Genomic DNA, 11,711 nt, shown 5'->3' on the forward strand with positions numbered 1-11,711 from the left:
TCAGCCCGACGGGCGGGGGCGCGCCGGGCGAGCGGGCGACCGGTGCTTGCCGAGGTGCGCGGAGACCAGGTCGCCCAGCGGTTCGAGCGCCTCGGGAGCCAGCAGGGGCAGCAGCGGAAGCGCGCGGGCCCAGCTCCCGCCGGCGAGCAGGTCCCGCAGGAGGCCGAGGGCGGCTTCCCGGTCCGTACCGGCCGGCTCCGGGCGGTCGGCCCGGTCCCGGGTGCGGACGGCGTGGACGAGCGCGAGGCAGGTCCGCACGGTACTCTCCTGGGCCTCCTGGGCCTCCTGGGCCTCCTGGGCGTCCTGGGCCTCCATGGCCTCCTCGGCCGGTAGTACCGTCGCCGCACCCGCCAGGACGGTGGCGGCGGTGGCCAGCGCCTCGGACCGCGCCGCCGGCGCCAGGGCTGTCGCCGCGATCCGCCCGGCCGCGGCGGAATCGCCGCCCAGCGCGCTGAGCAGGGCGAGTCCGGTGTGCGGGATCCGTTCGGGGCGCAGCGAACGCAACCAGCCGTCCGGCTCGGCGGCCGTCCGGACCGGTGCGCAGTCGAGCCGCCGCAGCACGGCCAGGACGACAGCGGCCTCCCGGTTCCAGGTCTGCCGGGGTGTGCGGGTGAACTCCGAGGCGAGCCGGAGCGCCTCGTCGAGCTCCGGTCCCGGCCGCCTCGGATCGGGGACGGTGAGCAGCAGTTCGGCCAGGGCCGGAAGGGCGCTGCCGGGCCGGCCGGCGTCCATACGGCGTCGTACGAGTCGGAGCGCGGGGCCGGCCAGTCCGGCGGCCTGGTCGGGAGCGTGCCGGGCGAGTCCGGCGGCGACCACGATCAGCCCGCGCCGGGTCCGTCGGGCCCGGACCGAGGCGGGAACTCCGTTGCCGGGCGGCTCCTCCAGCCGGGCCACCGCGACCGCCCGCTCCGCGTCCCCGGCATGGGCCAGGGCCTGCGCGACGGCCGCGCGGACGGCGAAGTGCGGCGCCGACGGGACGAGTCGGGCCGCCTCACGGGCGTAGGCGAGGGCCTCGGCCTCCCGGCCGCCGCCGGAGCATCCCAGTGACAGGGCGGCGAAGTGCCGGGCGCGGTCGGCCGGTTCGGCTATCGCGGTCGGTCGGGCAGCGAGGTCGATCAGCCGTTCGGCCGGCCCGAACACCCCGGCCGTCCCCAGCGCCCGGAGCAGATCCTCGGCCCAACGGCCGCGCAGGGCGAGCGGGGAGCCGGGGAGCGAGGCGCGGAGGACCGCCTCCAATTGCTCGCGCCCGAGTTCGGTGTTGCCGTCGCGAAGCAGACGTTCGGCGTGGTCGAGGCGGGTGACCGGGCCGGCCGGGGGCGCTTCGCCTGTGGGCGCCGGGTTTCGGGGAGGGGCGGTGTCGGACGCGCCGCGGGTCGCGGCCGAGGCCGACCGGTCGGACTTCTTGTACCCGAGCCGGTCCCTCGTCAGCTTGGCGGCGGCCGCGTCGGTGGCTCTCCGGTCGGCTCGTCGCTGGTCCTCCTTCGCCGCGCGGTGGGCGGCGTTCTCGGTCGCGACCAGTTCGTCGACGGCCGCGAGGTACGCCTCGGCCCGGGAGAGGAGGTCGTCATCGAGGACTCCCGTGCGGACTCCCCGCGCGAGCGCCGTCACCAGCATCCGGGCGTCGAGATGGGGCCGCAGGCCGGTTCCGGTGGCGGTCTCGGCGCGGACCAGGCGCTCCATCGTGCCGGAGAACTCCCGTCCCAGGTGCGCCCGGTCGGCAGGCGACTGCGGTCCGGTCAGGGATGTGAACAGTCGGTCGCGGGCGGTCTTGAGCACCGCCCAGGCTTTCTCCCGGCGGCCGGCATCGGCCAGCGCCCGGGCCGCGAGCGCCAGCACGTCCACGATGGCGAGCCCGGCGGACAGGTCGACGTCCTGGCAGAAGGCGTCGATGCGTTGGAGGTTCACGGTGCTTTCGGAGCTGTCGGCGCGGGCGACGGTCGCCCAGATGTCCACGGCCACCGCCTGGGCGCGCGGACCGGCCGTGCTCAGGTCCTCGGCGTGTGCCGCCAGGCCCTCCATGAAGTGCTCGCGTTCACTCCCGGCGAGGAGGACCGCGCCGTCGGCCAGGGTGTCCAGGTCGGCGCCGCCGCTCAGCACCACCGCCCGGAACAGCGCCCTGGCCTCCTCCTTCAGGTCGAGGGAGGCCAAGCGCCGGGCCGCGTCGGCCAGTTCCACGCAGGCGTCGGCGAAGACGCCCCCGGCCCACGGGTCGAACCGGCCCGCACGAACCGTGCAGTCGGTCGCCTCCCGCGCGATCCCGAGGGCGTCCGGGTGCCGGGCCTGGGCCGCCGTGACCGCGACCTGGGCCAACCGGGTGGCCCGCAGGATGGGTTGGGGCTCCGAACGGGCCACTGTCCGGGCGCGGGGTAGGTCCCCCAGTCGGGCGAGCAGGACGGGTACCCGGGGTGGCACCGGTCCCACCCGGCGTTGCATGAAGTCCTGGGAAGCTGCCAGCCGGACGGCGGTGACGTTGTCGTCCGCTTCGACCCCCGCATTACCCGTCGCCCTGAACTCCGCCTCCAGGTCGAAAAGTTGCTCCAGGGCGCGCTGGGGGCCCATCGTGTCCGCGACCCGGAGCTGTCGCTTCGGGTCGAGCAGGAGCGGTCCGCGATCGACGACACCGTCCAGCAGCTGTGGGTACCCCGTGAGCAGGTACGGCGGCGTGCCCTCGGGCCATCCGGCCTCGCGCGGGCCCGCCGCCCAGGCGTGCAGTCGGCGGGTGTACTCCGCGACTTCGGCTCGACTCAGCTCCCGTCGGATCCTGTCCGGCAGGTCGGAGTGGCTCAGCAGGTGAGTTCCGGTCGCGGCGTCGGCAAGGACGATGCAGCGCTGGTCCCCGCCGCGGAGGAGACGGGCCACGTCCTCGGCGCGGGCGCCGGTGAGTTCCGCCAGGTCGGCCGGGCGCAGGCCGCCGCCCTGGTCGGTGAGGGCGAGGAAGTCGGTGACGGCCCGGCCGGGTTCGGACGCGCGCAACCGTTTCAGGCTCTCGACGGCCGCCTGTTCGACCTCCCGCCCCCAGTCGCCGGCGCCGAGCGGCCGAAGGCACTCGCGCAGGCGCAGGGGATGCCAGTGCGGGACATCGGCGGGAAGGGGCCCGGTCCGGCGGCCGGCCACGATGATGCGGACGTTCGCCGCGGGCGCGGCCGGGAGCAGCGCGGCGACACTACCGGCGCCGGGCGCTCGCGACTCCGGGGTGGGCCAGGCCGGATCCTCGTCCAGGCCGTCCACCAGGAGGACGAGTTGGTGCCCCTGCTCCCTGCTTCGCCCGGCGGCCTTGGCCAGCATCCGGGCGACCTCGGCCTCGGCGGACAAGCTCCGTCGGGGTGCGGGCACCCGGATCCGCCCGCGCAGTGCCGCGACGAACCCGGCGCGGGTGTCGGTGCCGTCCTTCTCCGACAGGGCGAGGAGCAGCACCTCCGTGTGCTCCGGCGGCCGCTTGGCGAAGTCCGTGAGCAGCGCGGTCTTTCCGACCGGCAACTCGGCGTGCCACCACAGGTACGAGGGCGCCTGCGGACCCCGGTCGTCGACGAAGGCCCGCATCACGGAGTGCTCGTCCAACCGGCCGCGCCGTCTCCGGGTGTCTCGCGACGCGCGCCGATCCGCGTCCGCCTCTCGTCGCGCGTCCTGGAGCGCGGCCTCCCACTCCTCGCGTCGGTAGAGCACCGGGGTGCCGAGATCCTCCAACTGCTCGATCAGACGCCGGAACACGTCTTCCGCCTGCGGGGCGGCGATGCCTTGGCACCAGTTCCGGAGCGTCGACGGCGACAACGTGCCGCCAGGGGCGAGCCGTGCGGCTTCCCGTTGGCCGACGCCGCGTGCGCGGAGCAGCTCCGACAGCATGGCGCCGAGGCGCCTGCGTGCCGCTCCGGGGGCCGTCGTCCTGACCATTTCCACTCCCGCGCCGGTGAATAAAGGGCCTCTGACCTTGGCAAACCCCAGCCGTAGCTGGAGGTGCGGCACCACTCCGCCGGAAGCTCGGCCCATCGACCGAGGGCCACCAAGGGCCTCCGACGGAAGGAACTCCGATGACCGAGCTTGCCATGCTGGCCCAGCACACCACCGCAGCCGCCGAACTCGCCGCCGGAGCCGGCCTGCTCTACGGCGTCGTCCTCGCGATCGTCGCCCTCACCTCGGTCCTGGCCCGCACCCCGGCCCGCCGCCGCGACGCCCGCTCGACCCTGACCATCCTCACCAGGCGCCGCCCGCCCCGGTAGGGCGCTGCGCTGCGCTGCGCCGCCGAGTCTGTACAGGCATTCAGCTGCTGTCGAGTTTGAGGTCAACTCGACAGCAGTAGATGTCTAAGTACGATGTGACACGCCCGAAGGTTCGGTTGCGACCTGAGTCGGATGGGCTCTGCGACCATGGCATGCGTGCGAAGTCATGGCACCGCAGTCTCGGCTGTGTCTGTCTCGGGCATCGGGGCCGACAGAGCCGAGATGAAAGGACTATGAAATGTCTGCGGGACCATTGAACTGGTGGAAGCAGTACGGCGGTGAGTTCGTGCTGATCTGGTTTGCATCGGTTTCATCCGCACTGACAGTCCGTCTGTTGGACTTCCTCATCCGGGAGGTGGCCGCTCTCGGGGTTCAGTAGTCCCCGAGAACGGCTCTTCCAGTCGGCCTGTCGGGTTCCGCCCCGTTGGAGCGGGGCGGAACCCGTAATGAAGCGATGTGTCCATCGACTTCGTCGGCACGGCTGGATCGCCGACCGAATCGGCAGTTCCGCATTCTACGGCGCGTCTGTTGTGGCATCGCGGATGCCTGGCGCCAGGATGGCACCTTGTCGGTGTGACGACAGTAGGGGTTCCCGCGCTGAGCGGGGATGGCCCGTCGACGGCAGTGGGTGCATGCGCCGTCTTGCCTTCCCCGCGTGTGCGGGGCTGACCGGTTCCCCCGCCGGCCCGATCTGGGCCGGCGGGGGAATCCGGTGGATCGGGCTGCACGGCTCGGAGTCGGGTGCTAGCGTCGGACTCCCCGGAGGAGCTCCAACTCCGGTGTCGGACAGCTGAGATCATATGAATTGATGGGCGGGGACTTGCCGCGAACGCACCACCCGGTTCCGGTCGAGCAGCGGCTCGGCTGGGATCCCCGGCGGGAGCCGTGCATCCCCGCCGTGACGTCGAAGGGCGACGTCATCCTGCTCTCGCTCCATGAACTTCTCCACCGTTCCGACGATTTGGTGGGCATCGACTGCCGGACGGCCGGCGAGACCGTCGCCGTCATCGAGTTCCTGATGGCGATCTGCTTCGCCTCCCGCAACTGTCCTGCCACCTCCGAGGAGTGGGCGGACTGGATCCGGGACGAGCGCAGCCTCCAGCCCGCCGCCGGATGGCTGATGGGGGAGCCGGACGAGCACTGGGACCTTTTCCATCCGGACACACCCCTCGGTCAGAACTCGCTGCTGGCCGTCTCGTTCGAGGAGAGCGGCACGGGAACGGCGCAGTTGGTGATCGAACGGGCGGGCGACTACAACCAGCTCTTCGATCACCACCACCTCGAGGACGGCGAGCCGCTGCTCGCGGCCGACGCGTTCCGGGCGATGCTCACCCAGCACGTGTACGGGCCGTACGGCAGGGCGCGGATCAGTGGCGACAAGCTGGGTTCCGCGATCACCCACATGGCCACCAGCCGGCTGCTGGGGCGGATCCGGGTGGTGCCCCTCGGGCGTACGCTCGGCGAGACCCTGCGGCTCAACCTCTACCCGCCGCCCGGGGGAGACCCGGGTCGGGTGAACACCTCCTGGACCAGCGGCACTGTGGTCCGTCGGACGTTCGAGAAGCGGCCGGACCCTCGGGTGCCGGAGGGCCCCGCGGACCTGCACAGCGCGCTCGGCCGCTCCGTCCTGCTGCATCCGGCGCGTGCCGCGGGCGGCGCGATCGTGGTCGACCGCGTGCTGATCGGATCGGGCGAGACCCTGGACCTTGACCCGGAACTGCACCTCCAGGACGCGGTCTTCAGCCGGACCGTCGGCGGCGAGCTCAAGCCCCTGTGGCCGTCACCCACGCGCGCCCTCTGGCAGGAGGCGCACGCGCTCTACAGCGCGGTGAAGGACGCGCAGCCCGGTCTCTACGCACGGCTGCGCTCGCTGGGGACGCGGGGGGTGCGGCGCCGGGGCGAGCCCTTTCAGCTATGGGCTGTTGGTCTCGTGGCCAACAAATCGCTGCCGGTCTCCTGGACGGACGGCCACTTCCCCTACGCCCCGGCCATGGAGGCGTCGCTCTACCGCGCGTCCCGGCGCGGCTCCCGGATCGCCGAGTACCTGGCGTGGAGCCTCAAACGGGCGGCGATCCGCGCCTCGGAGACGGTCCACTCGGCCGCCCGGGCCGACGAGGCACGGCAGGTGGCCCGGTTCGACGCGCGGGAGAAGTTCTGGCCCGGGGCCGCCAAGCCCTTCGAGCACCTGCTGGACGCGGTGATCGACGCGGGGTACGACGACCCGGACACCTCGGATCCGGAGGGACTGGTCGAGGAACCCCTCCGGGACTACACGCGGACCCTCACCGACCTCGCCCGCACCCACCTCGTCCACCGCCTCGACACCCTTCCGCCCAACCAGCGGGGCTTCCTGGCCAGGGCCGAGGCACTGAAACGCTTCGACGACGACATCAGCCACCCCAAGGCCCCGGCCGAACTCCGGGGGGAGACCGCCCTTGACTGAGGACACCCCTGCCGACAGCGTCACCGTCGACGCGTTCCCGCACGACAGCGCCGCCCTCGTCGCCTGGCTCACCACCCTGGTGCGCAACCGCGAGTACGGCACGCTGGCCAATCTGCGCCGGGCCGGGGGCCGGACGAACGCGCACATCCGGGCCGGCTGGTACGGCGGCGACGCCCACCGCGACCTGTTCGAGCGGATGGCCTTCCTGTTCGCGCTCTACCACCAGGGCCGGTCGAAGGCCGCCTACGGCTACGGCAGCCTCGGCGCCGCGGCGGCCCGGATCGGTGACGGGGCGGGCCGGGGGCCTGACAACCCGGGCGCGCAGCGGCTGGTGGACCGCGTGGTGGTCAGCCGACGCGTGCCGTGGCGGCATCTGCAGCACACCGTCGTCCGGCTCCGGTCCTGTGAGGAACTCCCGCCGTCCTGGACCCGGTTGACCGAGGACCTGATCCTCTGGAACGACCGGAAGGCGCGCATCGCCTACCAGTGGTCGGTGGACTTCCACGCGCCGCTCCACCGGACCCGGCCGCCCGACGGCCCCCGGCAGGACGCGTAGGCCCGGCCGGCCCCTGTACGCCGAGTTCACCACGCCGGCCGCCGGGACCGACCCGGCCCGCTCCTGACCCCGATTCTGGCCCTGGCCCCTACCCCGCCCCGACCGACCCCGAAGGACGCGACCGCGTGACCGCATACGCCCGAAGCCCGTTCCTCTCGCTCCACCTCCTGGAGACGCTCGTGGCCGTGCTCCCGGTGAGGGACGAGAACGGTCAGCCCAAGTCCCTGGTGTACGGCGGTTTCGAACGTCATATGATCACCAGTCAGGCCAGGCGGCGCGCCGAACGCGTCTACGCCCGCAACCGCGCCAACGCCGGCATCGGAGCCCTCAAGGGCCGGAGCATGGGCACCCGGACCCGGGAGTGGGCGCTTCTCACGGCGGCCGAACTCTCCTCCGAGCACGGGTGGGAGAAGGACGAGGCGCTGGTGACGGCGCGGGCCGTGATCGAGGCGAGCGGTCTGAAGTTCGGTGACCCGGCCAAGCGGACGGTGGCCAACCTGACCAAGGTCCTGATCTTCGCGCCCGCCGACGCCGGGGCGCGGATCGCCCGGCACATCGCCGCCAACGCCGACGGTCTCCGGCTGTGGCGCGAGAGCTATCTGGCCGGCCAGCGGAAGGCGGAGAAGAAGCCGCGCCGCAGCGGGGCGAAGACCGCCGAGGAGCAGGAGGCCGCCGGCGAGGAGCAGGCGGCCGGGGCGTCCACCACCCCCGGACTCCCGCCGCTCCCCAAGGAGACGCGCGACGCCGTCCTGCTCGCCATCGCACCCCGCGACGCCGTGGACATCGCCCTCTACGGCAGGTTCCTCGCCGAGATCGCCGATTCGCCGAACGTCGACGGAGCGGTGCAGACCGGCCACGCCTTCACCGTGCACGCCGCCGAGCAGATCGAGGACTTCTACGCCGCGGCCGACGACGCGAAACTCGACCGGAAACGCAACGCCCTCAGCTTCCTCGACACGGCCGACGACGCCGGCGCGGGCATGACCGGGTACCAGTCGCTGATCTCCGGCACCTTCTACCGGCACGCCGTCCTCGACCGCCGCCAGCTGCGCGCCAACCTCCGGCTGGCCGGAATGGAGGCGGACGAGGCGGAGGAGGCCGCCACCGCCGCCGAGGCGGAGTTCGTCAACGCCTTCGTCGAGGCCGTCCCGGAGGCGAAGAAGAATTCCACCGCCTCCACCGGCTCGCTGCCGGCCCTGGTGCTCGCCTTCGAGGGCGAGCGCCCGTACAACTACGCGGCCGCGTTCCAGAGCCCGGTGGACGAGAACCCCGAGAGCGGTGGCGGCGAGGGACCGGCCGGGCAGGCGGCGGTCCGGCGGCTGATGCGGCACCACCTGTTCGTCGCCAGGCGCCGGGACGATCTGCGGTCGGGACGCGTCCTCACCTACGACCCGGAGATCGCAGACCTCCTGGAGACCCTCGACCTCGCCGGGTCGGTGGACGTGGTGGACGCCGTCGAGGACCTCACGCCGTGACCGGCGGTCCGCAGCACGTTCTGCTCCTCCGACTGGCCGGCCCGCTGCAGTCCTGGGGCGTCAAGGGCAGGTTCGCCCAGCGCGACACCCACACCCGGCCCACCAAGTCCGGGGTGATCGGCCTCTGCGCGGCGGCGCTCGGCCTCGACCGGTCGGATCCCCTCGACGAACTCCGCCCGCTGCTCTTCGGCGTCCGCGCCGACCGCCCCGGAACACCTGTGCGCGACTACCACACCGTCGGCGGCGGAAGGTATCCGATCCGCCCGCGTGACCTCGTGACCGACCACCGTCGGGCCGCGGCCGTGGAGAAGCTCGGCGAACAGGGCGAACAGGACTCGGCAGCGCCCGGATCCTTCGGCAGCCATGCGCTCGCCTCCTGGTACGGTGCGCCGAAGCGGATCGCGGCGGATCCCCGGTCGGGAGCGCTTGTCGCCGGAGAAGTGAGCCGCCACGCCATGATCACCGAGCGCTGGTACCTGGCCGATGCGGCCTTCCTGGTCGGCCTCCAGTATGCCGACCGCGCGTTGCTCGAACGGATCGCCCACGCCCTGGAACACCCGAGGCGCCTGCTCTGGCTGGGTCGCAAGTCGTGCCCGCCCTCGGGCGACGTCTTCGTCGGCATCGCTCCCGGCACCCTGCTGGAGGTCTTCGAGGCCCGGGCCCTGCTCCCGGCGGCCGACGACGGGGAGCGGCCGGCCCCCGAGGAGACCAGGTGGGCCTGGATCGAGAGCCCGCAGCCGCTGCCGGGCGTCGGACCGGTGCGCGACCAGCCCGAAGGGTTCCCTGCGGGCGGCCCCGTCCACCGGCAGCGCTGGGAGTCCCGGCACCGCGTCACCATCGCCCCGAACGCCACCGAATGGGACCTCATCCCGTGAACACCCCCCGCGCCACCGGGCCCGCCCCGTCCGGAAAGGCGGCCAGGTTCGTCACCACGCAGACGCTGATCACGCTGGACGCCAGGCACCCCTTCACCGCCAAGTCCCTGATCGACGCCCAGGACATGCACCGGACCGTCATGAGCGGCTTCCAGGGCTGGGTCGAGGACGGGACCCGCGACGCGCGCGCCCGGATGAAGGTGCTCTCCAGCTGGACCGTCGACCTGGGCAGCGCCCGGCTCTCCCTGGTCGTGCAGTCCGGCGTGTCCGGGGACTGGAGCGGGCTGCCCAGGGCGGCGCTGGTCGAGCCGCCGCACAGCCTGGTGGTGGACCGCACTTTCCGCGTCGGGGACCGGCTCGACTTCCGCACCGTCGTCAATCCGGTGAGCAGTCGCCCGCCCGCCGGTCCCGCCCCCGACGGCGGCGGCCGGGGGAGGGGCGTACGGGTCGCGCACAGCCGCCCGGAGCAGGTGAAGTCATGGTTCGCCCGCCGCCTCCAGCCGGCCGGCGAACCGGCCGTGGCCCCGGACGGCGTGGCCCGGCTCGGCGCGGACTCCGACCTCGAACGGCTGGGTCTGCGGATCCTGCCGAAGGTCTCCAGCCGGGGTCCCCACAAGGGCCTCCTCATCAACCGGGCCGAGATCCGCGGCACCCTGACCGTCACCGACCCGCAGGCGCTCACCTCCGCCCTCACCCACGGCGTCGGCCACGCCCGGGCCTACAGCTGCGGTCTGATCCTGGTCCGCTGACGCGTCGCTGTCGCCGTCGCCGGAGAGGCGGGAGGCAGGGCAGGGGCGGGGGCCGGGCCCTCGACGGCGGGGTGGCCCGGGGCGCGCCGTGGTCAGTGCCTCATGCCCTCCGCCCACGCCGCGAGTGCGGCGAGGTCGGCCGGGGTGAGGCCGAGGCACGGGTCGACGCGGTGGAGCAGGGCCGGTCCGTCGTGGTGGGCGGCGATCCACTCCCGGTCCGCCCGGGTGATCTCGTCGTCGACCCGGGCGAAGGCGCGACCGGCCGCCCGGGCGACGATCGGGCGGGTCTTCCAGTGCCGCCCGGCGCGGACGTCGCGTTCCTCCTGGGCCTCCTGGGCCTCCTCGGCCGCCGGGGGCGTCGGCCGGGGCAGCGCGGGCAGGGGCGGCGGCCCGAGCCGCGGCGCGAGCTGGGTGTTGGCGTCCTCCCGCGTCCAGGTCGTCGCCCGGATCAGCTCGTGGCCGAGGGCCGCCAGCGCGTGCCCCCACGTCCGGATCGAGCCGGCGGGTCAGCGGGTTCGCGGCGGCGTCCGCACCGCCATTCGCTCCGGCGCGGCCGCCGTCCGGCGGGGTCCCGAAAGGGATCAACGGGCTGTCGACGTCGAGGAGGAGCAGCGGGCGGACCGGCTCGTCTCCGGTGTCCGTACGGGGCGCTGTACGGGCCGCTCCGGTCGCGGTCGCGGGCGCGGTGCGGTCGGGGTCGGGGGCCGGGCGGGGCTGGTCCGGGCCCGCCGTCCGGGGTGTCCGAGCTCCTGTCCGGGGTCGTCCGGGACCGTCCGGGGTGGGGCGCGGCCGGTTGTCGGCCGCTCCGTCGGCTGGTGGGGTTCGGGGTGTTCCCGGAGCCAACGCCGGGGCGGAGTCGAGCACTTGGAGGAGCACGATGCGATTCACCAAGGCCAGCAAGCGCCTTGCCGCCGCCGTCGCCGCGACCGTGGCGGTGGGTGTGATGGGGATCGGGACGGCGTCGGCGACCCAGACCGCGGAGGGCCAGTTCGTCTTCGGCACCGGCGGCTGCGTGGCGGTCGAGGACGTCCAGCTCATGAACGACCACCACGACTGGATGCGGGTCATCCCGACCGCCAACCCCGGCCACTGCCTGTTCGGCGTCTTCGACAAGAACGCCTGGAAGTGGCTGGGCGCCGCGGGCGCGACGCCCAGCAGCAACCCGTCGCAGTACTACTACGACGGACCGGGCCAGGCCCTTGAGGCGTGTCTGATCGACACGGCCAACGGCAACACCTGGGCCTGCGGTCCGATCAACTGACCGAGGTCGGGGGCGGGGGGGGGGGGGGGGGGGGGGGGGGGGGGGGGGGGGCGCCCCCCCCCCCCGCCCCCGCCCCCCCGGGGCCGGCCCCCCCCCCCCCCCCCCCCCCCCCCCCCCCCCCCCCCCGCCCGGCCCGGC

General features: G+C 73.8%; 8 protein-coding genes and 1 pseudogene. 7 read left to right on the forward strand and 2 right to left on the reverse strand.

The genetic code is table 11. From position 1 onward, the window contains the following. Window positions 1-3,708, reverse strand: coding sequence for a hypothetical protein (locus ACIQ9P_RS25990; RefSeq protein ID WP_402360696.1), 3,708 nt, complete (start codon window positions 3,706-3,708; stop codon window positions 1-3). A gap of 317 nt (window positions 3,709-4,025) precedes the next feature. On the opposite strand from ACIQ9P_RS25990, the gene ACIQ9P_RS25995 reads away from it, so the two are divergent. The 6 genes from ACIQ9P_RS25995 to ACIQ9P_RS26020 all read left to right on the forward strand — a co-directional run bounded on the left by ACIQ9P_RS25995 (window position 4,026) and on the right by ACIQ9P_RS26020 (window position 10,312). Beyond that, entirely contained in the window at window positions 4,026-4,214 is a 189-nt protein-coding gene (locus tag ACIQ9P_RS25995; protein WP_402360699.1) for a hypothetical protein, read from the forward strand. 808 nt (window positions 4,215-5,022) lie between these two features. Further along, window positions 5,023-6,657: a type I-E CRISPR-associated protein Cse1/CasA gene (locus ACIQ9P_RS26000; RefSeq protein ID WP_402360702.1), complete on the forward strand. Its 1,635-nt coding sequence runs from the start codon at window positions 5,023-5,025 to the stop codon at window positions 6,655-6,657. After that, on the forward strand, window positions 6,650-7,213 hold the full coding sequence (gene casB / locus ACIQ9P_RS26005) for a type I-E CRISPR-associated protein Cse2/CasB (protein WP_402360705.1): 564 nt from the start codon (window positions 6,650-6,652) through the stop codon (window positions 7,211-7,213). The genes ACIQ9P_RS26000 and casB overlap by 8 nt, the downstream gene beginning before the upstream one ends. 125 nt (window positions 7,214-7,338) lie before the next feature. Beyond that, complete coding sequence (locus ACIQ9P_RS26010; protein ID WP_402360708.1) at window positions 7,339-8,688, forward strand: type I-E CRISPR-associated protein Cas7/Cse4/CasC; 1,350 nt, start codon at window positions 7,339-7,341, stop codon at window positions 8,686-8,688. Continuing rightward, entirely contained in the window at window positions 8,685-9,563 is an 879-nt protein-coding gene (gene cas5e, locus ACIQ9P_RS26015) for a type I-E CRISPR-associated protein Cas5/CasD (protein ID WP_402360711.1), read from the forward strand. The genes ACIQ9P_RS26010 and cas5e overlap by 4 nt, the downstream gene beginning before the upstream one ends. After that, window positions 9,560-10,312 (forward strand): type I-E CRISPR-associated protein Cas6/Cse3/CasE, encoded by a 753-nt coding sequence (locus ACIQ9P_RS26020; RefSeq protein WP_402360714.1) that lies wholly within the window; start codon window positions 9,560-9,562, stop codon window positions 10,310-10,312. The genes cas5e and ACIQ9P_RS26020 overlap by 4 nt, the downstream gene beginning before the upstream one ends. Window positions 10,313-10,404: 92 nt before the next feature. Here ACIQ9P_RS26020 and ACIQ9P_RS26025 read toward each other — a convergent pair. Further along, a pseudogene (locus ACIQ9P_RS26025) lies at window positions 10,405-10,924 on the reverse strand (hypothetical protein). A gap of 265 nt (window positions 10,925-11,189) precedes the next feature. Here ACIQ9P_RS26025 and ACIQ9P_RS26030 point away from each other — a divergent pair. Beyond that, window positions 11,190-11,573, forward strand: a complete 384-nt coding sequence (locus ACIQ9P_RS26030) for a hypothetical protein (RefSeq protein ID WP_402360716.1) — start codon at window positions 11,190-11,192, stop codon at window positions 11,571-11,573. Window positions 11,574-11,711 lie beyond the last annotated feature (138 nt).

The organism is Kitasatospora sp. NPDC094019 (assembly GCF_044764505.1).
Lineage (GTDB): Bacteria > Actinomycetota > Actinomycetes > Streptomycetales > Streptomycetaceae > Kitasatospora.

What these genes read in the sequence shown, in the direction of transcription:
- ACIQ9P_RS25995 (WP_402360699.1), top strand. Translation starts at nt 4,026, where the DNA reads ATGACCGAGCTTGCCATGCTGGCCCAGCACACCACCGCAGCCGCCGAA.
- ACIQ9P_RS26000 (WP_402360702.1), top strand. Translation starts at nt 5,023, where the DNA reads ATGGGCGGGGACTTGCCGCGAACGCACCACCCGGTTCCGGTCGAGCAG.
- ACIQ9P_RS26030 (WP_402360716.1), top strand. Translation starts at nt 11,190, where the DNA reads ATGCGATTCACCAAGGCCAGCAAGCGCCTTGCCGCCGCCGTCGCCGCG.